This window comes from Mesorhizobium sp. HAY1-8B (assembly GCF_056868045.1).
In genome coordinates this window covers 6,750,181-6,771,750 of sequence record NZ_CP200321.1, presented here as the reverse complement: position 1 = coordinate 6,771,750, position 21,570 = coordinate 6,750,181, and the positions used below count along the sequence as shown (strand labels likewise).

Here is a 21,570-nt window from a genome sequence, read left to right as displayed (position 1 = left end):
ATGATGGCCGAAATGGCTGTCGCGATGCCGCTGATGCTGGCGGGGGAACAGGGCATGTTCCATTTGCCGTCGGCGGAAGAGGTGCGGCTGCAGCCGATCACACGCGCAGGCAACGAGGCGGGATGGCCGTTTTCGGTTGATGAGGGAACGCTTGCCTGTGTGTGGAGCGCCGGCCAGAAAGTGGTGATGTTCTTTGAAGGCCGGCCGAAGGGCCTGGATGAAGACGAGGATTTCAAACCGCGTGGCGTCATCGTCACGACCGACCCGGTGCAACTGACGCTTGGCAACATGGCCAACCGCGCCCTGTTCCGCAATTCCTCTGATGTCGAGGAGCGGCTGCGGCTTGTCGCGCCGTTCGTGACCATGGGCCAGAAGCTTTGTGACCAACCCCCCGGCGCCCGCGTCGGCCACGGCGAATTGTAGGAACGAACAGAATGCTTCTCATCCGCTGCCCCTATTGCGAGGAAGAGCGCCCGGAACTCGAATTCCGCAACGCCGGCGAGGCGCATATAGCGCGCTCGGCCAACATTGCCGGTGAGAGCGACGACGACTTCGAGAAGTTCTTCTTCATCCGCTCGAACCCCAAGGGCATCATCTATGAGCGCTGGCGGCACATGCATGGCTGCGCGCGCTTCTTCAATGCCGTGCGCGACACCGTCACCGACAAGTTCCTCATGACTTACAAGGCCGGCGAACCCAAACCCGCCAAGCTGCCCAAAAACTCCAACGAAGTGGTTGCCAAATGAGCGGCGCGTTCCGCATTCCGGGCGCCGGTCGCCTCAGCCAGGCCAAGACCGTGCGGTTCAGCTTCGACGGCCAGTCCCATACCGGCATCGAGGGGGATACGCTGGCGTCCGCACTGCTTGCCAATGGCGTGCATCTGGTCGGCCGCTCGTTCAAATATCACCGCCCGCGCGGCTTCCTGTCCGCCGGCGCTGAAGAGCCCAACGCGCTGGTGCAGATCGTACGGGACGATGCGCGCAAGACACCGAATGTGCGCGCTACCGTGCAGGAACTCTATGACGGGCTCGCCGCCAACTCGCAGAACCGCTGGCCGTCGCTGTCCTTCGACGTCGGCGCGGTCAACGATTTGGCGTCGCCGATGTTTTCGGCCGGCTTCTACTACAAGACCTTCATGTGGCCGAAAGCGGCCTGGAAGAGCCTTTACGAGCCCAAAATCCGCGAAGCCGCCGGCCTTGGTGTGTCTCCGGACAAGCCTGATCCCGACCATTATTCCTCGCGCTACGCGCATTGCGACGTGCTGGTGCTGGGCGGTGGTGCCGCCGGCATCGCGGCGGCATTGGCCGCGGCCGAAACCGGCGTGCGCGTCATCCTTGCCGACGAGCAGGCCGAGTTCGGCGGCAGCCTGCGTTTCGAGACCGGCGCGAAGATCGACGGACAGAACGGTTTCGCCTGGGCTCAAGCGACGGTGGCGAAGCTCGCCGCCATGGACAATGTCCGCGTGCTCTCGCGCACGACGGCCTTTGGCTACTACGCGCAGAATTTCGTCGGCCTGGTCGAGCGCGTCAGCGATCATCTGAAGGCCCCCGGCCATGATCTGCCGCGTGAGCGGCTGTGGCAGGTGCGTGCCAAGCGCGTCGTGCTGGCCTCGGGCGCCATCGAGCGCCACATGGTGTTCGCCAACAATGACCGGCCCGGCATCATGCTGGCGGGCGCGGCGCGGACCTTCCTCAACCAGTATGGCGTGGCGGTCGGCAGGAATGTCGGCGTCTACACCGCCAATGATTCCGCTTACGCGGCGGCGATCGACCTGAAGAAGGCCGGCGTCAATGTCGCGGCGATCGTCGATCTGCGAGACAACCCGACAGGCCCGGTGATCGACGAGGCGAGGGCGCTCGGCATCGAGATCAATTTCGGCCGCGCTGTGATCCGCGCCGGTGGCAAATTGCGTGTATCCTCGATGACCGTACAGCCGAAGAATGGCGGCGGCGAACGTACCATTCCTGTCGACGCGATCCTGATGTCGGCCGGCTGGACGCCGTCGGTGCATCTGTTCTCGCAGTCGCGCGGCAAGGTCGCCTTCAACGACGAGACCAAGCGCTTCGTGCCGGGCACCTATGCGCAGGACTGCGTCTCGGTCGGCGCCTGCAATGGCACCGACGGCCTCTCGGCAACGGTTGACGAGGCCTATGCGGCTGGCGCCAAGGCGGCCAGGGATGCGGGCACGAAGGATTCCAGCGCTAAGGCGGGCAAGGGCACGAAGCCGAAGGTCGACGCCTCGGAAAGCTGGTCGCGCGGCATGCTGGGTGCGGCACCCGGCGCCGGCCCGGACACGACGGTCAAGGCGTTCGTCGATTTCCAGAACGACGTCACCGCCAAGGACATCCGCCAAGCGGTGCATGAAGGCATGCGCTCGATCGAGCACGTCAAGCGCTTCACCACCAACGGCATGGCGACCGACCAGGGCAAGACCTCCAACATGCATGGGCTTGCGATTGCCGCCGAGACGCTGGGCAAGCCGATCCCCGAAGTCGGCCTGACCACCTTCCGCGCGCCCTATACGCCGGTCACCTTCGGCGCGATCGTCAGCCATGCGCGCGGTCCGCTGTTCGACCCGACGCGCAGGACGGCGACGCATCCGTGGGCCGAGGCGCAAGGTGCTGTGTTCGAGGATGTCGGCCAGTGGAAGCGTGCCTGGTATTTTCCCAAGGCCGGCGAGGACATGCATGCGGCGGTCGACCGCGAGTGCGTCGCGGTTCGCACGACGGCGGGCCTGTTCGATGCCTCGACGCTCGGCAAGATCGAAGTGGTCGGGCCGGACGCGGCCAAATTCATGGAACTGCTCTACACCAATCCGTGGGAGAAGCTGGAGCCCGGCCGTTGCCGCTATGGCATCATGCTGCGCGAGGACGGCTTCATATATGATGACGGTGTCGTTGGCAGGCTGGCGCCTGACCGTTTCCATGTGACGACGACGACGGGCGGGGCGCCGCGCGTCATGAACCATATGGAAGACTATCTCCAGACAGAGTTCCCGCATCTGAATGTCTGGCTGACCTCGATCACCGAGCAGTGGGCTGTCATCGCGGTGCAGGGTCCCAAGTCGCGCGACATCATCGCGCCGCTGGTCGAAGGCATCGACATGTCGGATGAGGCGCTGCCGCATATGTCGGTGCGCGAAGGCAGGATCTGCGGTGTGCCGACAAGGCTGTTCCGCATGTCGTTCACCGGCGAGCGCGGCTTCGAGGTCAACGTGCCGGCCGACTACGGCCAGGCCGTCTGGGAAGCGCTGTGGGCCGAGGGCCAGAAACATGGCGCTGCCGCCTACGGGACCGAGGCGATGCACGTTCTGCGCGCCGAAAAGGGCTACATCATCGTCGGCCAGGATACGGACGGCACGGTGACGCCGAACGATGCCGGTCTTGACTGGGCGGTCGGCAAGAAGAAGGCCGATTTCGTCGGCATCAGGGGCATGGCGCGGCCGGATCTGGTCGCCAAGGGGCGCAAGCAGCTGGTCGGCCTGAAAACCAAGGACCCGAAGGTGGTGCTGGAGGAAGGCGCACAGATCGTCGAGGATCCCAAGCAGGCGATCCCGATGAAGATGATCGGGCATGTCACCTCCAGCTACTGGTCGCAGAATTGCGGCCGCTCGATCGCGCTGGCGCTGGTCGCCGGCGGCCGCGACCGGATGGGCGACACCCTCTATGTGCCGATGCCGAACGGGGTGATCGAAGTGGAGGTTACCGGCATGGTGTTCTTCGACGAGACGGGAGGCCGCCTCAATGGCTAAGGCTGCTGCAAAGAAGACGGCTGCGGCCGCGTCGCCTTCGGTGGACCGCCGTCCGGCATTGGCCGGCCGCGCCACATCGGGGGCCGGCGTGAAGGTTGAAGTGCTGCCGCCGGCCGAGCGTATCTCGCTGCGGGCGCCTGAGGCATCGGTCGCGGCGCTTTCGAAGGCGCTTGGCCTGGCCTTGCCGAGGAAGCCGAAGACCTCGGTGTCGAAGGCGGGCCGCACCGCTCTGTGGCTCGGCCCAGACGAATGGCTTGTCATCGACGAGGCTGGCAAAGACCCGCTCGCTGATTGCGCAGGGGTTGCCGCGCTGCATTCGGCGGTCGGCATCTCGCATCGCAACGTCGCGATATCCGTCGCCGGTGCGGCGGCCGAAGCCGCGATCAATTCGGGCTGCCCGCAAGACCTTTCGCTCGACGCCTTCCCGGTGGGGGCGGCCTCGCGCACCATTCTCGGCAAGGCCGAGATCGTGCTGTTGCGCACGGCCGAGGACGCCTTCCGGGTCGAGTGCTGGCGTTCTTTCTCGGACTATGTCTTTACTTTCCTGTCCGAGGGAGCCCGCGACGCGGCTGGCTGACCCGGAACGTTTGCCGTCCGCGTCCGTTGTGCGGCAACAGGTCGAGGGAGAAATGCCGATGCCATCGAAGTCCGCACCGAAGTCGCCGGTGAAAAAGACGTCGGCCGTCCGCTCGCTTGAGCATGAGCAACACGAAGCGCCAAGCGCCGAACAGGAACTCGAGGAAGGCCTCGAGGACACGTTCCCGGCCAGCGATCCGGTGTCCATTACCAGTTCGGCGATCCCCGGCGCGCCAGCCAAGCCGGGCAAGGCCAAGACCGTTCCCGGGCGGAAACCCCGCAAGCCCTGATTTTCAGCAATTTGGTCGAAAGGCATCTTCCCAAGGCGTCGTCAGTTGAGATATTCAAAGCGCTTTGGAGAGGAAAATGCCGATAAAAGCTGTCGTCTGGGGCGAGAACGTCCATGAGCAGACCAATGCCGCCGTGCGCGACCTCTATCCACTGACCATGCATGGCACGATTGCTGCGGCGCTCAACCAGGACCAGGGCATCGAGGCGACCACCGCAACTCTGCAGGAACCCGAACACGGTTTGAACGAGAAGCGCCTCGCCGCCACCGATGTGCTTTTGTGGTGGGGGCATGCCGCGCATGGCGAGGTCAAGGACGAGATCGTCGAGCGGGTGCAGAAGCGGGTCTGGGAAGGGATGGGGCTGATCGTGCTGCATTCCGGCCATTACTCGAAGATCTTCAAGCGGCTGATGGGCACGCCCTGTTCGCTGAAATGGCGCGAGGCGGGCGAACGCGAGTGCGTCTGGGCGATCAACCGCGGCCACCCGATCGCGCAAGGCATCGGCGAATGCCTGGAGATCGGCGAAACGGAAATGTATGGCGAGCCGTTCGCGGTGCCGGAGCCGCTGGAGACGGTGTTCATCTCCTGGTACGAGGGCGGCGAGGTGTTCCGGTCCGGGCTGACCTATCAGCGCGGCGCGGGCCGCATCTTCTATTTCTCGCCCGGCCACGAGACCTATCCGATCTATCACAATGAGGGCGTGCAGCAGGTGCTGCGTAATGCGGTGCACTGGGCGCACAATCCGGCGCCCGCATGGTCGGGCATCACCAATGCGCCCAACGTGCCGACGGACAAGGCCAAGGAGAAGATCGAGCAGAAGGGCCTGCGCCTGCATGCCGATGGCGACAAGGGCCTGAGTTAATGGGGGGCCTGAGTTAATGGGGGGCCTGAGTTAATTGGGGGGCTTGAGTTAATGGGGGACCTGATCTGATGCATCGCCTGCTCTTGCTCGGCACCGGCTGGATCGCCGGACATCATATCGAAGAGTTCGCAAAGGTTCCTGGCTGCAGCATTGTCGCCTGTGTCGATCAGCTGCCTGGCCGCGCGGCGGCCTTTGCCGCTGCCAACGAGATCGGCGTTTCTTTCGAGAGCCTTGAAGCGGCGATCGCCTGGGGCGATTTCGACGCCGCCATCAACGCCACTCCGGACGGTGTGCATAAGGCGACGACGCTGGCGCTGCTTGCTGCGGGAAAACATGTCTTTTGCGAAAAGCCGCTGGCACCGAATCATGCCGATGCGCTTGCCATGACCGAAGCGGCCGAGGCCGCCGGCCTCGTCAACATGGTCAATCTCACCTACCGCAATTCACCGGCGATCCAGGAAGCACGGCGTCTGGTGTTGGCGGGCGCGATCGGCGAATTGCGCCATGTCGAGGCGAGCTACAAGCAGAGCTGGCTGGTCAGCAAATCCTGGGGGGACTGGCGCGTCGAGGACAAATGGCTGTGGCGCCTGTCGAGCCGGCACGGTTCAACCGGGGTTCTGGGCGATGTCGGCATCCACATCCTGGACTTCGCCACCTATGGCGCGGCCCAGGATATTGTCAGCCTGCACGCCGATCTGGTGACGTTTCCGAAGGCCGACGGCAACCGGATCGGCGACTATGTGCTGGACGCCAATGACAGTGTGGCGATGACGGCACGGCTGACATCCGGCACGCTGGCGACGATCATGGCGAGCCGCTACACAACCGGCCATGGCAATGATTTGTCGCTGGCGCTGCATGGCACCAGAGGAGCGCTCAAGGTCGAGACCGATGGCAAGGCGGCGCGGCTGTCGGCGTGCCTGGGAGAGGACGTCGATGTTCAGCTCTGGCGAGAGCTGGCCCTGCCGGATGTCAAGCGCAACGCCCAGCGCTTCGCCGATGCGCTGGATAGCCGGCAGAACGGCGATCCGTCCTTCCGGCGCGCCGCCGACATGCAGAGGTTGATCGACGCTGCCTTTGAGAGTTCAGCAGCCAAGCTGCCGATTACAACCGGCTGACATGCTCGCCCGACCGGCTTGTACCGGCCAGGTGCGTTTCGGCGTAACCCTTTGTTTGGACGCAATTCCCAAGGGCAAGCGCTACGCGCTTGTCCCGGGAAAACCGCTACACACTCTTCCTGGAATTGCTCTTAGAAGGCGCTAGGCACGATCCAGGGATTGATGCTGATGCCAAGGCGCGGGCCCTTGCCTTCGGCCTTGTTTTCCGTGGCGGCCTTCTTCTCGACCGAGCCGGTCGATGCGCAATCGAGCTTCACATTGGTCCTGGTGTCGACGCAGGTCGCGGCCGGCAGGTGCTTGACCGGCTGGGTGGCACCGGCGGCGAAGGCCGAGCCGGAAAGGGCCAGCACGGCGGCGAGGGTGAGGAGCGTCTTTTTCATTGCCAGTCTCCGTTTTCGACGGTCAAATTTTTTCGTACATGTACGGTACAGCGTACAAATACGACCGCCGATCGCGAAGTTCAAGTCAGGATCGTACGCGTACGATAAATTTTTTGTTAACCAAGAATCTGCCCTCGGTTCGAAAGATGGCGAGGAAGCGTGGAAACGAAGGAGATATCGTTCAGCAGTTGACCGGTGTGTCGGTCAATGGCGGCACGTTCTGCGTGCTGAGTGCGGCCAGTTGGAAATCGCACATGCGTTTCACGAAGGCATGCGGGTCGCCGAAGGGATAGAAGGGAAAGGTGATCAGCAACGAGATCGTGCCGTGGCCGACCGCCCACAGCATGGTGGCGATGGCGCGTGGATCGCCTTGCAATTTTCCGGCGGTGACGCAGGCTTCGACTCGGGTGATCAGCGCCTTCATCGCCGGGTTGGCCTCGTGCATTTCTTCAAAACTCCGGCCTTCTGGTGGCGAGGTCTTTTCGGTCATGAAAACGGTGCGGTATTCATTGGGATTGCCGAGGCCGAAAGCTGCATATTCAGTCATCACCGCCTGCAGGGCTTCGATCGGATCATCTGACGAGTGCCCCTCGATGCGGCGGGCAAGCGTCTCGAAGGCGTCTTCGGCAAGTGCAAACAGGATGTCCTGCTTGTCGGCGAAATAGGAATAGACCGACATCGGCGCATAGCCGACCCGCTTCGCCAGCTTGCGGATGGTCAGGCCCTCATAGCCTTCTTCCTGGACAAGCTTGTGCGCGGCTTCGAGCAGTTCGGAGCGCAGTTCGGCCTTTTGTTTTTCGCGGCGTTTCTGGACGCTCGGCGGCAAAATCTGGTGCCTTCGTTTGGTTAGTGCCTGGCTAAATTATATACGCTGTACGGAAACGGACAAGGGCACGGGAAGTTCCCATGCGGCATGGTTCAGATGGCGCCGACGCCGCCGTCGATGGCCAGCGCGTGGCCGGTCATGAAGGAATTGGCCGGGTCGGCGGCGAACAGGATGGCGGTGATGACTTCATCGACTTCAGCCACGCGTTTCATCGGCACACCGCGTGTCAGTTCGGCCAACGCCTCTGCCTCCGGCGCGCCGGAGACGCGCACGAAACTATCGACCATCGCCGTCCTGGTGTGGGCAGGGCAGATGGCGTTGATGCGCACACCCTTGGTCGCGTATTCGGCCGCCGCCGATTTGGTCAACCCGACGACGCCATGCTTGGCTGCCGCGTAGACCGAGAGCTTTGGCGCGCCGACCAGTCCGGCAACCGAGGCAATATTGACGATGGCGCCGCCCTTGGCCGTAGCCTTGAACTGCCGCTCCATCTGCGGGATCTGGTGCTTCATGGCATAGAAGACGCCGAGCAGGTCGATCTCCAGCACGCGGCGGGCTTCGTCCGACGGCACCTGTGGCAGGCGCACGAAACTCTGGACAATGCCAGCATTGTTCACGGCGACATCCAGCCGGCCGAATTTCTCGACCGCCAGCCCGACCAGATCCTCGGACAGTTTCTCGTCCGCGATGTTGCCGGCCAGGATCGCCGTTTCAGCCGGCAAGGAAGCTGCAAGATCGGCGAGCCCCCTTTCGTCGATGTCCGACAGCACCAGCCGCGCACCCTCGGCGGCAAAGCCTTTCGCGGCACCACGGCCGAGCCCGCCGGCGGCACCCGTGATCAGCACCGTTGCTCCGTCAAAGCGGCCCATCATGGCTCCCCATCATCTCTGCTTCTCGATCAGTTTGGCGGCGAGATGCGAAAGCAGCTTCACCGCCTCGCCATAGGTTCTGGCCTTTTCGGGATTGGAGGCGTTGCCGTCCAGCGCGCGCTTGTAGACGCCCTGGCAGATCGCCGCCAACCGGAAGAAGGAGAAGGCGAGGAAGAAGGTCCAGTTGCCGATGCCGGTGAGCCCGCGCCGCCGGCAATAGGCGGCGACGTATGCCTCCTCGGAGGGTAGCCCGAGCGCGGCGCGGTCGATACCGCCCAGGCCGCGAAAGCCGGAAGCATGTGGCAGACGCCATTGCATGCATTGATAGGCGATGTCGGCGAAGGGGTGGCCTGATGTCGACAGTTCCCAGTCGAGCACCGCCAATGCCCTTGGCTGGTCCGGCGCGAAGATCAGATTGTCCAGCCGGTAGTCGCCATGCACCAGCGATATCAGGCCGTCATCCGCGGGCATGTGCGTTTCCAGCCAGGCAATCAGCCGGTCCATGTCGGCAATGGTGCCGGTCTCCGAGGCACGATACTGGCTGGTCCAACGCGCCAGCTGCCGCTCGAAATAATTGCCCGGCCGGCCGAAATCGCCGAGACCCACGGCCTCGACATCGACGTCGTGCAGGGCCGCGAGCGTTCCGTTCATGGCGTCGTAGATCGCGGCGCGCTCGTCATTGTCGCGCCCCTCGGGCAGCGCCGGATCCCAGAAGATGCGGCCGTCGAGGAAATCCATGACGTAGAACATGCGGCCGATCGGCGAGTCCTCCGCCGACAGATGCAGCATTGCGGGCACCGGTACGGCGGTGCCGGCAAGCGCCTTCATCACCCGGAATTCGCGGTCGACCTGATGCGCCGATTTCAGCAATTGGCCCGGCGGCTTGGCACGCAGCACATAGCGGCCACTGTCCGCTGTCAGCAGATAGGTCGGGTTCGACTGGCCGGATTTGAACTTTTCGATTGAACGAAGCCCGGCAAAACCATGGATATGCGGTTCAAGATAAGGCGCAAGCGCTGCCTGGTCGAGCGCGTTGGCGTCGCTCATGCGGTCTCGGGCTGGCGTTCGATCAGGGTCAGCGTCAGCCAGCGAGCGGTCAGCGCCGGCTTCTTCGAGCCCTCGATCTCGATCGTCACGTCGTGTGCCGTCTGCACCCAACCTGAGGGTCTCACCTTGACATCGGCCAGCACGAAACGGGTGCGGATGCGGGCGCCGGTCTTCACCGGCGCCAGGAAGCGCAGCGAATCGAAGCCATGGTTGACGCCCATCTTGCCGTTCTCCAGCGGCGGCATGGTCTCGAACGTCATCGCCGAAAGCAGCGACAGCGACAGGAAGCCATGCGCGATGGTGCCGCCGAACGGCGTTTCGCGCTTGGCCCGCTCGGGGTCGCAGTGGATGAACTGGTGGTCGTCGGTGGCGTCGGCGAACTGGTCGATCATGCGTTGCGTGACCACCCGCCACGGTGAGACGCCGACTTCCTTGCCGACACTGGCCAGAAGCACATCGAGACTGATTGGTTCCACGCTCATGTCCTCCAGTTCACCTCCGGCTTCTGCGGTCGGAAAATGTCATTCCTTGAACAAGGTCAATCCATGCTGCACCGACTGCCCGCCATCGATCGGCAGGATGGCGCCGGTGACATAGCTGCCCGCACGGCTGCACAAATAGAGCGTTGCGCCGGCAATGTCATCCGGTGCGCCGATACGGCCGATCGGAACGTGGCTGCCGACATGCCTGGCCTGTTCATCCGTGCGGGTGGCAAAAGCCGTCATGCGGCTCTGGAAGGGGCCGGGGGCAAAGGCGTTGACGGTGATGCGGCGGGCGGCGAACTCGAGCGCGAGCGTACGCGTCAGGTGATGCACCGCGGCCTTGGACGCCGTGTAGGAATAGGCGTCGTCGGCCAGCGGCTGCGTGCCCATTACCGAACCCAGATTGATCACCCGGGCCGGATCGCTATCGCTGGCGGCGGCTTCGAGCAGCGGCAGCAATTCGCGCGTCAGATGGAAGACCGCGGTGACATTGACGCCGAAAACCTTCGCCCATGCCGAATAAGGGAAACTCTCCAGCGGCGCGCCCCAGGAAACGCCGGCATTGTTGATCAGAATATCGAGTTTTTTGGTCCGCGCCTTGACCTCGGCGACGAGTGCGGCGATGCCAGCCTCACTTGAGACGTCGCCGGCAAAGCCCTCGGCCCGGCCTGGCGCGCCAAGCCCGTTCAGTTCGGCGGCGACCTTGACGCAATCCTCGCCCTTGCGCGAAGCGATCATCACGCTGGCGCCGGCTCTCACCAACGCCGTTGCCGCCATGCGGCCGATGCCCGTTGCCGCTCCCGTTACCAGCGCCGTCTTGCCAGCCACAGAAAACAGCTCGTCGAGATAGGCCATTCCAATCCTCCACGCTTCGCCTCGGTGTCGGGCAAAGAGTTCGCGTTGACAAGGCTATCCGAAGTACGGTCATCCTTGCCACGGGTAAAATGCCCGGCCTGCATGAAGGGTTAGCGACCGATGACGGAGATGAATCTCGGCATGACCGAGCGGCTGAAGCCGATCCACGCACGCGTCGCGGCGATGGTGCGCGATGAGATCATGCCGCTCGACAAGGAATTCTTGGGCGAAGTGGGTAAGGCAGGCGACCGCTGGGTCTACAGCGCGCGCCAAAGCGAGATCCTCGAAGGGCTGAAGAAGACCGCAAGGGAGCGCGGCCTGTGGAACTTCTGGCTGACCAGCTCGGATCGCGGCTACGGTCTTTCCACTGTCGAATACGCCTATCTGGCCGAGGAGATGGGCAAGGCGCATTTGGGTGCCGAGACCTTCAACTGCTCGGCGCCCGACACCGGCAACATGGAAGTGCTGGAACGCTACGGTTCGGCCGACCATAAGAAAGCGTGGCTGGAACCGTTGCTCGAGGGCAAGATCCGCTCGGCCTATCTGATGACCGAACCGGACGTGGCGTCATCCGACGCCACCAACATTTCGATGCGCTGCGAGCGGCAGGGCGACGACTACGTCCTCAACGGCGAAAAATGGTGGGCGTCAGGCGCCGGCGACCCACGCTGCGCGATCTATATCGTTATGGTGCGGACCGGTGGCGACGAGGAACCGCAGCACCGCCGCCATTCAATGATCCTGGTGCCTTCGGATACAAAGGGCGTGACCAAGGTCCGCGCCATGCAGGTCTATGGCGACGATGATGCGCCGCATGGCCACATGCACCTTCGCTTCGACAATGTCCGGGTCCCGGTCTCGAACCTCATTCTTGGCGAGGGCAGGGGGTTCGAGATCGCGCAAGGACGGCTCGGCCCCGGCCGTATCCATCACTGCATGCGCGCCATCGGCCAGGCCGAGATGGCGCTGGAGATGCTGTGCCAGCGTTCGGTGCGACGCGAGGCCTTCGGCCAGCCCCTGGCGAAACTCGGCGCCAATTTCGACATCATCGCCGAATGCCGCATGGAAATCGAGATGGCCCGGCTGCTCTGCCTCAAGGCGGCGTGGATGATCGATCAGGGCGACGCGCGCGCGGCCGCCCCCTGGATCAGCCAGATCAAGGTCATCGCGCCGCGCGTCGCGCTGAGGATCACCGACGAGGCGGTGCAGATGTTCGGCGCGCAAGGCATCAGCCAGGACACGCCGCTGGCGCGCTCATGGACGCATCTGCGCACGCTGCGTCTCGCCGACGGACCCGACGCCGTGCATCGCCGCCAGGTGGCGCGCACGGAGTTGAGGAAATACACGCAGGAGAAGATCTGAGCAGATCGGCCCATCACATTTGCGGATTCGCCGACAAACATGGAGTGTGACAATGGCCATTCCCTCCGAAATGAAGGCGCTGCTCCTCGTCGGTGACGGCTATACCAGGACGCCGAGCGGCAGCGTGCTCGAGGCGATGGAGCCCTATCTCGAGCTAGGTAGCATCGCGGTGCCGGCGCCTGGACCGAGCCAGGTGCTGATCAAGGTCAGCCTGGCCTCGATCAATCCATCCGACGTCGCCTTCATCAAGGGCCAGTACGGCCAGCCGCGCGCCAAGGGCCGGCCGGCCGGCTTCGAGGGGATCGGCACCATCGTCGCCAGTGGCGACGAGCCTTATCCGAAAAGCCTCATCGGCAAGCGCGTCGCCTTCGCCACCGGCCTCAGCAACTGGGGCTCGTGGGCCGAATATGCCGTCGCCGAGGCAGCGGCCTGCATTCCGCTGCTCGACACGGTGCGCGACGAGGACGGCGCGGCGATGATCGTCAATCCGCTCACCGCGATCGCCATGTTCGACATCGTCAAACAGGAGGGCGAAAAGGCCTTCGTCATGACCGCCGGCGCCAGCCAGCTCTGCAAGCTGATCATCGGCCTCGCCAGGGAGGAAGGCTTCCGGCCCGTCGTCACCGTGCGCCGCGACGAGCAGATCGCACTGTTGAAAGAGATTGGCGCTGCCCATGTGCTCAACGAGAAAGCGCCGGATTTCGAGGCCACGCTGCGCGAGGTGATGAAGGCCGAACAGCCGCGCATCTTCCTCGATGCGGTCACCGGGCCGCTGGCTTCGGCCATCTTCAATGCCATGCCGAAACGGGCGCGCTGGATCATCTATGGCCGGCTCGACACGGACGCCACCGTCATCCGCGAGCCCGGCCAACTGATTTTCCAGCACAAGCATATCGAAGGCTTTTGGCTGAGCGAATGGATGCGCCAGTTCCGCGACCGCCGCGGTCCAGCGATCCTGGAAGCGCAAAAGCGTTTTTCCGACGGGCGCTGGTCGACCAACGTGACGGCCGTGGTGCCGCTCGCCGAGGCAATCGCGCGGGTGCCGGCGGAACTGGCCAAGCCCAATGGCAAGGTTTTCATTCGGCCTTGATGCCATCCACAGGAGTGCGGAAGCGCGAAACAGAAGGCTTTCCGAGCACCTTTCCCAGTGAGATCGTTGCCATGCCTGACCATCCGCGACGTCCCGCGAAGTTGATGGCCGCGTCTTTCAGCCCCCTATGCCGTGCTGCTTTGTCCGTGATATGCCGCCGCCATCGAATACCGGGACAGTGCTGGACTGAGCCTGTCCCGGATGTTGTTGGGGTGTCTTGATGACGATGTCCAAGCCGGTTTTCGACCGTTTGGGACTTGGCCTGTGGATCGGAGCGTTCCTGGTCGTTCTTGTCCTGGTCTTGTGGTCACCCCATACGCGGACGGTCTGGCAAGCCTATATAGACGGCAGCGAGGCGCTGCTGGCCCACCGGCCGCTCTACAATATCCAGTCCGAGATGGGATATCTCTATGCGCCGGCCTTTGCCGCGCTCTATGTTCCGATAGTGAAGCTCGGCCCGCATCTGGGCGGCCTGGTGTGGCATACTATCGGTTTCGCGGCGCTGACCTTCGCCGCGATGCGGCAGGTGCGCAAACTCGGCGGCGGGGAATTGCCATGGCTGCTTTCCTTTGGGCTGTTCCTTGCCCTGCCGATGGCGCTGGGAGCGATCCGCAACGGCCAGGCGACAATCCTTTTGACCGGCGCCTGCTGGCTTGTCACTTTGTCGGCGCTCGAAGGGCGGCGCGCCGAAACCTTCTTCTGGGCTTCGCTTGCCATCATAGCCAAGCCGACCGCGATCATCATGCTCTTGCTGGTGGGAGCCCTGCGTTTCCGGCTGATACCGGTGCTTGTGCTGGCGGTACTGTTCGTGCTCGCCTTACCCTACGCTTTCGCGCCCGCCGGCTATCTCAACGACCAATATCGTGCTTTCGCCGGGATGCTGACCGCGATGGCGGTCGACAACACCAGCCATTTTGTCCCCACCGACTTCACGGCGCCGTTCACCAAAATGGGGCTGCCCATCCCGGAATTCGGCGCCACGATCGTGCGCATCGTCATGGCCCTGTTTACGCTTTCAGCCGTCATCTGGTTTGACCGCAAGCTCGAACGCGGAACGGCTGGCCTCGCCATCTTCCTGACGGCGACGTTCTACATGTGTGTCTTCAACCCGCGCGTCGAGCCCAACACCTATGCCATGATCGCCGTGCCCGCCGGTCTCGCTATTGCCCTGTTGTGGCGCGAGGAACGAGGCGGCATGTTGGCCTCGGTGCTGTCCGTGATGCTGTTCCTGACAGGATTGACGGGCGTCGAGCGCCATATCCAGGATTTCACGTACCCCTGGTTCCGGCCGATCGCGGTCACCCTTATCGCCAGTTCCCTGATCTGGTGGTTTTGGGCGAGATCCGGCGACAAGGGCGCGCGAGACATGATGACGCGAGGCAAGGTGATGAATGAAAGGCCTGTCGCAAATGGCTGAGTCGCGGCCTGTTCTCGACATCGTGGCGCCGTTCTTCAACGAGGCGCAATCGGCATCGGCTTTTGCCGCATTGCTCGACAAGCTTGAAGCCGCGGTGGCGCAGCGTTTCGGCATGGAGCTCCACAAGATCCTGGTCGACGACGGCAGTCGCGACGATGGCGCCGAGCGGTTTTCGCGGGCGCTGTCGGGTTCCTGGGAGATCGTGCGGCTCAGCCGCAATTTCGGCAAGGAGGTCGCGGTGCTCGCCGGCCTCGACCGGTCGCGCGGCGACATGGCGCTGGTCATGGACGCCGACCTTCAGCATTCGATGGACACCAGCCTGAAGATGATCGCCGAGCTGGTGGAAAACCCCGATATCGATGTCGTCTACGCGCAGAACGACCGCCGGGAGGCGAGCTGGCGGCGCAGCCAGCTGGCGCGGCTTTTCTATAGCCTGATCAACAGCAGCCAGCGTTTCGACATTCCCGAGAATGCGGGTGATTTTCGCGTCATGCGTGGTGCCGTGGTGCGCGCGCTGACGAGCCTGCGCGACAAGCGGCGCTTCAACAAGGGCCTGTTCGCCTGGGCCGGCTTCCGACAGAAAGCCATACAATATTCGCCGGAGAACCGTGTCACCGGGAAGTCGAAATGGAGCCGGCTCAACCTGATCGCCTTCTCGCTGGAAGGGTTTACCTCCTTTTCCGTCATTCCGTTGCGCATCATCAGCCTGAGCGGGATGTTGGCGGCGTTGGCGGGCCTTGTCTACGGAGCCAAAGTCTTCTTCGAGGTGATGTTCTACGGCATCGCCGTTCCCGGCTATCCCAGCCTCATGGTCGCCGTCGTCCTGCTCGGCGGCCTCAACCTCACCTTGCTTGGCCTGATCGGCGAATATGTCTGGGTCACGCTCTCGGAAAGCAAGGACCGGCCGGTCTATATCGTGCGCGATGTCATGCGCGGCGAGATGGCCCATGACAGGCCGCCGGGCGCTTCCGGAACATGACGCGGCGCATCCGCCTGATCGCCGACGATTACGGCCTGGCGCCCGGCGTCTGCGCCGGGATTCTCGACCTGCTCGATCGCGGTCGCCTGACCGGCACCAGCTGCATGACAGGCTTTCCGGAATGGCCTGATGCGGCGGCGCGTATAAAGCCGCTGTGCGGCCGCGCGGCGGTCGGTCTGCACCTGACCCTTACCGACCAGCCGGCCGTCACCGGTCGGTCGAGCCTGGCGCCGGAAGGCCGGCTGCCGCCGCTGCGTTCGCTGGCATTGCCGGTCCTGCGCGGCCGCGTCGACGCGTGGGACGTCCATGCCGAGCTCGACGCGCAGTACAACCGCTTCGTCGAGGCGTTGGGCCGCCAGCCTGACTTCATAGATGGGCACCAGCACGTGCATTTCCTTCCGGCCGTGCGCACATGGCTGCGGGCGCGTTTTTCCGAAGGCGGCAGGCCGGCGCTGCGCGGTGCTCCGGCAATTGGCGGGGCCGCCGTGGCGTCTAAAGTGGCGGCAATCGCTGCCTTGGCCGCCGGCTTCAACCGGTCGATGGCGCGCGCCGGCTTCATCGTTTTCGAGCCGCTCGCCGGCATCTACGACTGGCGGCAACCTGAGAGATTTGCCCCCGTTCTGCAGGCTGCTGTCGAAGCGCTGCCGCAACGAGGCCTGTTCATGTGCCATCCCGGCCATGTCGACGAGACGCTGCGGGCGCGCGACCCGATGCAAAGCGTGCGCGAGGTGGAATTCTCGGTCCTGGCCTCGGACGCGTTCGGCGCGAGCCTGGCCCGCGCCGGTGTCGAGATCATGGACGGCAAGGGATGAGCGGCGTGGATCAGCCCCACCGTTCGACCGGCAGCAAGATCGTGCGCTTTGCCATTGTCGGGCTGGCGAACACGGCCATCGACCTTGCCGGCTTTTTTCTGCTGCTCAAGCTGCATGTCTCGCCGCTCCCGGCCAATGTCGTCTCATGGTCCATCGCCGTCGTCTTCTCTTTCTTGGCCAATGGCTTCTGGTCGTTCGAGCGCAACCACGCCATCCGGCTGCATGACGCTTTCCTGCGTTTCGTCTCGCTTGGGGCGCTGATTTCGCTCGGCGTTTCCAGCCTGTCGATAGCACTCTTCGCCGGCATCACCGGCGTGTGGCCGGCCAAGATCGGCGGTGTCGTTGTGGCCGCGGTGCTGAATTTCCTCGCCGCGCGCTGGTCGATCGAAGGCCGGCTCAAGTAGCGGCACTATCTTCCCTGACGAAGCCGCGGGTGGAAAACAGCCATCCCGTTTCCCGGATTTTGCCTACTCCGCCGGCTCCATATTGGTGTAGGCGGCTTCCTCGAGCTCGCGCTTGAGGCGTGCCTCCTCATGGGTCTTCGGGGTGACGAAGCGGCCAAGCAGGAGGTAGGCGACCGGCGTCAGGAACAGCGTCGAGATGGTTGCCAGCCCCAGCCCGCCGACGATCACCCAGCCGAGCGCCACGCGCGCCTCGGCGCCGGCGCCGGCGGCCAGCACCAGCGGCACGCCGCCAAGTATGGTGCAGATCATCGTCATCATCACCGGCCGCAGGCGGATGATCGAAGCTTGCTCGATCGCCTCGCGCACGCCGAGCCCGCGGTCGCGCAGCTGGTTGGCGAATTCGACGATCAGGATGCCGTTCTTGGCCATGACGCCAACCAGCAGCACCAGGCCGATCTGGCTATAGGCGTTGAGGCTGGTGCCTGACAGCAGCAGGGCGAAGATCGCACAAGCAAGGCCGAGCGGCACCGTCGCCATGATGATGACGGCGCTGACGAAGCTTTCGAACTGCGCGGCCAGCACCAGAAGGATGATGACCAGCGCGAAGCCGAAGATGGTGACCATGGCGCTGTTGGTTTCGCCCAGCGTCGCGGCCTCGGCCAGCGGCAGGATGCGGCTGCCCGGCGGCAGCAGCGGCGTGGCGATCTCCTCGGCGCGGCTCAGCGCGTCGCCAAGCGCGAAATTGCCCGACAGGTTGGAGGTGATGGCCACCGATGGCTGCTGTTGCTCGCGCGACAGCGACGGCGGCACGGCGCGTTCGGTCAGCTTGGCGATGGTCGACATCGGCACGAAGCGGCCGTCGCCCGTCTTCAGGAAGACATTTTCAAGATCGGTCGGATCGTTGATCGGATTGGTGGTCGAGACCAGTTTCACGCCATAGCTGCGGTCGGCGATGTAGACGTCGACGACATCATTGCCGTCGAGCATGGCCTGCATGGTGTTGGCGAGCCCCGTAATGTCGATGCCAAGATCGGAGGCGCGCTCGCGGTCGATGGCGACGGCCAGCTGCGGCTGCGTCGGGTCGATCGACAGGCGCGGCGTCTGGAAGCGCGGGTCCTTCTGCATCTCGGCGATGATCTTGACCGCCGCGTCGCCAAGCGCCTTGCGGTCGTTGCCGACCAGTGCGAACTGCAGGCCGTTGCCGGCGCCGCGGATGCCAAGGCTGTTGGGCTGCACCGGGAAGATGCGCACACTCGGCACCTGCCTGGTCAGCTGGCTGATCTCGGCCATGATCTCCTGCTGGCTGCGGCTGCGCTCGTTCCAAGGGGCGAGCGTCATCACCATGAAGCCGGAATTGTACGAGCCGTTCTGACCGGCATTCTCGAAGGTTGAGCGGATCTCGCCGGAATCGCGCATCGGCTGGATCAGCTTCTCGATCTTCTGCATCTGCTGCGTCGTGTAGTCGAGGCTGACGCCTTGAGGGGCATTGATGCGCAGCAGCACCGCCGCGCGATCCTCGGTCGGCGTCAGTTCCTGGCGGATGGTGCCGAACAGGGTGAAGGCGGTGCCGGCAAACAGCACAGCGACCAGAACCACGATCCAGGGCGCGTCGAGGCAGGCGCGCAGCGCGCGCTTGTAGGCGGCATTCAACGCGCCACCGATACGGGCGCCGATGCCCTGGCCGCCTTCATGGTGGAGCGATGCGTTTGTCAGCATGCGCGAGGCGAGCATCGGACAAAGGGTCAGCGCCACCACGCAGGACAGGAGCACCGACATGGCAAGCACGAAGCCGAATTCGCGGAACAGGCCGCCTGTCTGGCCCGGCAGGAACGAGATCGGCACGAAGACGGCGACCAGCGTCAGCGTCGTGGCGACGACGGCGAAGAACACTTCCTGGGCGCCGAGCACGGCGGCAGCGCGTGGTCCCATGCCTTCGTTGCGCCGTCGCACGATATTTTCCAGAACGACGATGGCATCGTCGACGACAAGGCCCGTGGCCAGCACGAGGGCGAGCAGCGTCAGGATATTGACCGAGAAGCCGGCCAGATAGATGGCGGCGATGGTGCCGATCATGGCGACCGGCATCGACAGGCCCGGGATCAGCGTCGCGCGCCAGTCGAGCAGGAAGACGTAGATGACGATCAGCACCATGGTGACGGACAGGCCGAGCGCGATCTCGACCTCGTGCACGGCGCCCTTGACGAAGACGGCGTCGTCACTGGTGATCTTGATCGCCATGCCCTTGGGCAGGTTCTCCTGCAGCTTGGCGACGGCGGCCTGGACGCCGGTCGAAATGTCCAGCGTGTTCGATTCCGCCTGGCGGATGATGCCGATACCGATGCCGGTCTTGCCATCGGAACGCAACGTGGTCTGGCCGACATCGGGGCCGAGCGTGACAGTGGCGACATCGCGGATGCGCGTCGTGCCGCCGATGATGATGTTTTCGAATTCCTCGGGCGTGGTCACGTCGGCCGTGGTGCGGACGATCAGGTCCTGGTTGGTCGTGGTGATCGAACCGGCGGGCGAATCGAAAGCAACCGAGGCAAGGGCTGCCCTGAGATCGGCCACGGTGAAGCCAAGGCTGGCGAGCTTGTTCTGGTCGACGTCGATGCGGAATATCTTGTCGCGGTCGCCGTAGACCTGGACGTCGGCGACGCCAGGCACGGCGGCCAGTTCGTCCTCGATCTGGTCCTGGACCACCACGGTCATGTCCTGGATCGACATGTTGTCCGAGGTCACCGCCAGGCGCATCACCGCGTCGGAATTGGCATCGGCCTTGACGATGCGGGGCGGATCGGCCGTGTCCGGCATCTGATTGGCGACGCGGCCAACGGCATCGCGCACGTCGGAGGCGGCGACATTGAGGTCGACACCGTCGTTGAACTCGATGGTGACACGGCTCGAGCCGAAGGAGGAGGAAGAAGAGATCGACTTGACGCCGGAGACACGGGCGACGGCGCCCTCGATCGTGTCGGTCAATTCGCGGTCGACGGTCTCGGCGGCCGCACCCTCGAAAGTGGTCGAAACGGTGACCACCGCGCGGTCGACATCGGGCAATTCACGGATCTCGACGCCGTAAAAGGCCGCGAGGCCGGCAACCGCGATGAGCACGTTGAGCACGAAGGCCATGACCGGCCTGCGAATGAACAGGGCGGTGAAGCCGGTATCGCTGGCGGCGTTGGCGGGTCCGGTCATGAGCCTTCGGCGGTGTTGGCGGCGCGCTGTTCCTGGCCAGCGATGCGGACCTCACCGCCTTCGCTGACGCTCTGGGTGCCTTCGGTGACCACCATGTCGCCGCTGTCGATCTCCGCGTCGATCAGCACGGTCTCGGTGTTGCGCTGGATGATGCGCACCGGCACGCGTTTGGCCTTGCCGTCCTCGATCTGCCAGACATAGGCGCCGTCCGAGCCCCACAGGATCGCCAGCGGGCTGACGGCCGGATAGGTCTCACCGGGGAATTTCATGGTGATGGAGAACGACATGCCGGCGCGTAGCGAATCGGCGGGATTGGCGATCTTGGCCTTGACCAGCAGCGTGCGGCTCTTCTCGTCGATGTGGTTGTCGATGGCCGAAACCGTGCCGGTATAGGCGTTGCTGGGATTGGCGATCGGAGTCGCGGTCAATTGAGCACCGACCTTGACGGCGGCGGCGAAGCGTTCGGGCACCTGGAAATCCACCAGGATCGAGGAGCGGTCGTCGAGGGTGGCGATCGCCGACTGGTTGGTCACATAGTTGCCGGCCGATATCGGCAGGATGCCGACGGTGCCGGCGATCGGTGCCAGAATGGAGCGGCGCTGCAGCGCGAGCTCGGCATCCTGGAGCGCCAGCTTGGCATTCGACAAGGTCACCTCGGCGTCGGCCACCGCCACCGGCGTGGCGGCATTCGAGGCGCGTAGCGACTTGACGCGATCGAGCTTGGATTGCGCGTCCTGCAAAGCGAGTTTCGCCCGGTCCTGGGCGATGACCTCGGTCTCGGAATCGAGCGTCGCGATGATCTGTCCCTTGTCGACATGGCTGCCGGATTCGACCAGCAGTTCGGCAAGGCGGCCGGAACTGTAGGGATTGACGGTCACCGAAGCGTTGGCGCGGCCAGTGCCGATCGCCTGCAGGCGATCGTTGATAACAGCCGAGGCGGCCGGCGATGCAACGATGGTGGCAATCTGGGCGCGGTTGCCCCCCGTCTGCCGGGAGCCACCTGCCGCTGTTTCTTTCGTTGGAGGTGTCGCGCCATAGGCCCAGTCGATACCCCAGCGCGCCAGCACTTCGGGAGCGCCGGGGTAGAAGCGCGCCCACGCGGCCGCGGCGGCGACCACGATCACAAACGCAAGGACAATCTGTTTCCAGCTCGGCATCGATACTCCAGCGGCAAGAATCGTCTGCCGGTTCCAAGTGGAAACGGATGCAGCGACGATAAGGGCTGGCAGCGAACACCGGCCACCCCACACCCGAT

The 21,570-nt window shown here is 64.1% G+C and carries 21 protein-coding genes; 13 read left to right on the top strand and 8 right to left on the bottom strand.

Features of this window, described 5'->3' with window-relative positions; translation table 11 throughout:
* The 7 genes from AC1VON_RS32530 (at window position 1) to AC1VON_RS32500 (ending at window position 6,597) form a co-directional block, all read left to right on the top strand.
* Window positions 1–423 (top strand): hypothetical protein, encoded by a 423-nt coding sequence (locus tag AC1VON_RS32530; protein WP_483126410.1) that lies wholly within the window; start codon window positions 1–3, stop codon window positions 421–423.
* 11 nt (window positions 424–434) lie between these two features.
* On the top strand, window positions 435–746 hold the full coding sequence (locus tag AC1VON_RS32525) for a sarcosine oxidase subunit delta (RefSeq protein ID WP_172348642.1): 312 nt from the start codon (window positions 435–437) through the stop codon (window positions 744–746).
* Window positions 743–3,751, top strand: coding sequence for a sarcosine oxidase subunit alpha (locus AC1VON_RS32520; RefSeq protein ID WP_483126123.1), 3,009 nt, complete (start codon window positions 743–745; stop codon window positions 3,749–3,751). Before AC1VON_RS32525 ends, AC1VON_RS32520 begins: the two co-directional genes overlap by 4 nt.
* Window positions 3,744–4,328, top strand: a complete 585-nt coding sequence (locus AC1VON_RS32515) for a sarcosine oxidase subunit gamma (protein WP_172348644.1) — start codon at window positions 3,744–3,746, stop codon at window positions 4,326–4,328. Before AC1VON_RS32520 ends, AC1VON_RS32515 begins: the two co-directional genes overlap by 8 nt.
* Window positions 4,329–4,386: 58 nt before the next feature.
* Window positions 4,387–4,617: a hypothetical protein gene (locus tag AC1VON_RS32510; RefSeq protein ID WP_172348645.1), complete on the top strand. Its 231-nt coding sequence runs from the start codon at window positions 4,387–4,389 to the stop codon at window positions 4,615–4,617.
* Window positions 4,618–4,693: 76 nt separating this feature from the next.
* The gene (locus tag AC1VON_RS32505; RefSeq protein ID WP_483126122.1) at window positions 4,694–5,479 is read left to right on the top strand and encodes a ThuA domain-containing protein; all 786 of its coding nucleotides are present in this window, start codon (window positions 4,694–4,696) and stop codon (window positions 5,477–5,479) included.
* A 68-nt stretch (window positions 5,480–5,547) separates the two neighbouring features.
* Entirely contained in the window at window positions 5,548–6,597 is a 1,050-nt protein-coding gene (locus tag AC1VON_RS32500; protein ID WP_172348647.1) for a Gfo/Idh/MocA family protein, read from the top strand.
* Window positions 6,598–6,728: 131 nt separating this feature from the next.
* On the opposite strand, the gene AC1VON_RS32495 is transcribed toward AC1VON_RS32500, so the two are convergent.
* From AC1VON_RS32495 to AC1VON_RS32470, 6 genes are all read right to left on the bottom strand, one after another.
* Window positions 6,729–6,977, bottom strand: a complete 249-nt coding sequence (locus tag AC1VON_RS32495; protein WP_172348648.1) for a DUF680 domain-containing protein — start codon at window positions 6,975–6,977, stop codon at window positions 6,729–6,731.
* Window positions 6,978–7,158: 181 nt separating this feature from the next.
* Complete coding sequence (locus AC1VON_RS32490; protein WP_483126121.1) at window positions 7,159–7,803, bottom strand: TetR/AcrR family transcriptional regulator; 645 nt, start codon at window positions 7,801–7,803, stop codon at window positions 7,159–7,161.
* Window positions 7,804–7,895: 92 nt separating this feature from the next.
* A complete protein-coding gene (locus AC1VON_RS32485) occupies window positions 7,896–8,672 on the bottom strand; it encodes an SDR family NAD(P)-dependent oxidoreductase (RefSeq protein WP_483126120.1) in 777 nt (258 codons plus the stop codon).
* A 12-nt stretch (window positions 8,673–8,684) separates the two neighbouring features.
* Window positions 8,685–9,719: a phosphotransferase gene (locus AC1VON_RS32480; RefSeq protein WP_483126119.1), complete on the bottom strand. Its 1,035-nt coding sequence runs from the start codon at window positions 9,717–9,719 to the stop codon at window positions 8,685–8,687.
* Window positions 9,716–10,201, bottom strand: coding sequence for a MaoC family dehydratase (locus AC1VON_RS32475; RefSeq protein ID WP_019861112.1), 486 nt, complete (start codon window positions 10,199–10,201; stop codon window positions 9,716–9,718). The genes AC1VON_RS32480 and AC1VON_RS32475 overlap by 4 nt, the downstream gene beginning before the upstream one ends.
* A gap of 39 nt (window positions 10,202–10,240) precedes the next feature.
* Complete coding sequence (locus tag AC1VON_RS32470) at window positions 10,241–11,056, bottom strand: SDR family oxidoreductase (RefSeq protein WP_483126118.1); 816 nt, start codon at window positions 11,054–11,056, stop codon at window positions 10,241–10,243.
* Window positions 11,057–11,176: 120 nt separating this feature from the next.
* Here AC1VON_RS32470 and AC1VON_RS32465 point away from each other — a divergent pair, with 120 nt between their 5' ends.
* From AC1VON_RS32465 to AC1VON_RS32440, 6 genes are all read left to right on the top strand, one after another.
* Window positions 11,177–12,418, top strand: a complete 1,242-nt coding sequence (locus AC1VON_RS32465; RefSeq protein ID WP_483126117.1) for an acyl-CoA dehydrogenase family protein — start codon at window positions 11,177–11,179, stop codon at window positions 12,416–12,418.
* Between the two features lie 52 nt (window positions 12,419–12,470).
* Complete coding sequence (locus AC1VON_RS32460) at window positions 12,471–13,508, top strand: zinc-binding dehydrogenase (protein ID WP_172348654.1); 1,038 nt, start codon at window positions 12,471–12,473, stop codon at window positions 13,506–13,508.
* A gap of 220 nt (window positions 13,509–13,728) precedes the next feature.
* Window positions 13,729–14,925, top strand: a complete 1,197-nt coding sequence (locus AC1VON_RS32455) for a glycosyltransferase family 87 protein (RefSeq protein ID WP_483126116.1) — start codon at window positions 13,729–13,731, stop codon at window positions 14,923–14,925.
* Complete coding sequence (locus AC1VON_RS32450) at window positions 14,918–15,904, top strand: glycosyltransferase family 2 protein (protein WP_483126115.1); 987 nt, start codon at window positions 14,918–14,920, stop codon at window positions 15,902–15,904. Before AC1VON_RS32455 ends, AC1VON_RS32450 begins: the two co-directional genes overlap by 8 nt.
* Window positions 15,901–16,716: a ChbG/HpnK family deacetylase gene (locus AC1VON_RS32445; protein WP_483126114.1), complete on the top strand. Its 816-nt coding sequence runs from the start codon at window positions 15,901–15,903 to the stop codon at window positions 16,714–16,716. The genes AC1VON_RS32450 and AC1VON_RS32445 overlap by 4 nt, the downstream gene beginning before the upstream one ends.
* The gene (locus AC1VON_RS32440; RefSeq protein WP_483126113.1) at window positions 16,713–17,120 is read left to right on the top strand and encodes a GtrA family protein; all 408 of its coding nucleotides are present in this window, start codon (window positions 16,713–16,715) and stop codon (window positions 17,118–17,120) included. Before AC1VON_RS32445 ends, AC1VON_RS32440 begins: the two co-directional genes overlap by 4 nt.
* Before the next feature lie 63 nt (window positions 17,121–17,183).
* Here AC1VON_RS32440 and AC1VON_RS32435 read toward each other — a convergent pair whose 3' ends face one another.
* Window positions 17,184–20,315 carry an efflux RND transporter permease subunit gene (locus AC1VON_RS32435; RefSeq protein WP_483126112.1) on the bottom strand — a complete coding sequence of 1,044 codons (3,132 nt, stop codon included), beginning with the start codon at window positions 20,313–20,315 and terminating at the stop codon, window positions 17,184–17,186.
* On the bottom strand, window positions 20,312–21,472 hold the full coding sequence (locus tag AC1VON_RS32430; RefSeq protein WP_483126111.1) for an efflux RND transporter periplasmic adaptor subunit: 1,161 nt from the start codon (window positions 21,470–21,472) through the stop codon (window positions 20,312–20,314). The genes AC1VON_RS32435 and AC1VON_RS32430 overlap by 4 nt, the downstream gene beginning before the upstream one ends.
* Window positions 21,473–21,570 lie beyond the last annotated feature (98 nt).

Bases quoted from the DNA above. Each gene is read 5' to 3' on its own strand.
- AC1VON_RS32530 (WP_483126410.1), top strand. From the start codon at position 1: ATGATGGCCGAAATGGCTGTCGCGATGCCGCTGATGCTGGCGGGGGAA.
- AC1VON_RS32525 (WP_172348642.1), top strand. From the start codon at position 435: ATGCTTCTCATCCGCTGCCCCTATTGCGAGGAAGAGCGCCCGGAACTC.
- AC1VON_RS32520 (WP_483126123.1), top strand. From the start codon at position 743: ATGAGCGGCGCGTTCCGCATTCCGGGCGCCGGTCGCCTCAGCCAGGCC.
- AC1VON_RS32515 (WP_172348644.1), top strand. From the start codon at position 3,744: ATGGCTAAGGCTGCTGCAAAGAAGACGGCTGCGGCCGCGTCGCCTTCG.
- AC1VON_RS32510 (WP_172348645.1), top strand. From the start codon at position 4,387: ATGCCATCGAAGTCCGCACCGAAGTCGCCGGTGAAAAAGACGTCGGCC.
- AC1VON_RS32505 (WP_483126122.1), top strand. From the start codon at position 4,694: ATGCCGATAAAAGCTGTCGTCTGGGGCGAGAACGTCCATGAGCAGACC.
- AC1VON_RS32500 (WP_172348647.1), top strand. From the start codon at position 5,548: ATGCATCGCCTGCTCTTGCTCGGCACCGGCTGGATCGCCGGACATCAT.
- AC1VON_RS32495 (WP_172348648.1), bottom strand. From the start codon at position 6,977: ATGAAAAAGACGCTCCTCACCCTCGCCGCCGTGCTGGCCCTTTCCGGC.
- AC1VON_RS32485 (WP_483126120.1), bottom strand. From the start codon at position 8,672: ATGGGCCGCTTTGACGGAGCAACGGTGCTGATCACGGGTGCCGCCGGC.
- AC1VON_RS32480 (WP_483126119.1), bottom strand. From the start codon at position 9,719: ATGAGCGACGCCAACGCGCTCGACCAGGCAGCGCTTGCGCCTTATCTT.
- AC1VON_RS32475 (WP_019861112.1), bottom strand. From the start codon at position 10,201: ATGAGCGTGGAACCAATCAGTCTCGATGTGCTTCTGGCCAGTGTCGGC.
- AC1VON_RS32470 (WP_483126118.1), bottom strand. From the start codon at position 11,056: ATGGCCTATCTCGACGAGCTGTTTTCTGTGGCTGGCAAGACGGCGCTG.
- AC1VON_RS32465 (WP_483126117.1), top strand. From the start codon at position 11,177: ATGACGGAGATGAATCTCGGCATGACCGAGCGGCTGAAGCCGATCCAC.
- AC1VON_RS32460 (WP_172348654.1), top strand. From the start codon at position 12,471: ATGGCCATTCCCTCCGAAATGAAGGCGCTGCTCCTCGTCGGTGACGGC.
- AC1VON_RS32455 (WP_483126116.1), top strand. From the start codon at position 13,729: ATGACGATGTCCAAGCCGGTTTTCGACCGTTTGGGACTTGGCCTGTGG.
- AC1VON_RS32450 (WP_483126115.1), top strand. From the start codon at position 14,918: ATGGCTGAGTCGCGGCCTGTTCTCGACATCGTGGCGCCGTTCTTCAAC.
- AC1VON_RS32445 (WP_483126114.1), top strand. From the start codon at position 15,901: ATGACGCGGCGCATCCGCCTGATCGCCGACGATTACGGCCTGGCGCCC.
- AC1VON_RS32440 (WP_483126113.1), top strand. From the start codon at position 16,713: ATGAGCGGCGTGGATCAGCCCCACCGTTCGACCGGCAGCAAGATCGTG.
- AC1VON_RS32435 (WP_483126112.1), bottom strand. From the start codon at position 20,315: ATGACCGGACCCGCCAACGCCGCCAGCGATACCGGCTTCACCGCCCTG.
- AC1VON_RS32430 (WP_483126111.1), bottom strand. From the start codon at position 21,472: ATGCCGAGCTGGAAACAGATTGTCCTTGCGTTTGTGATCGTGGTCGCC.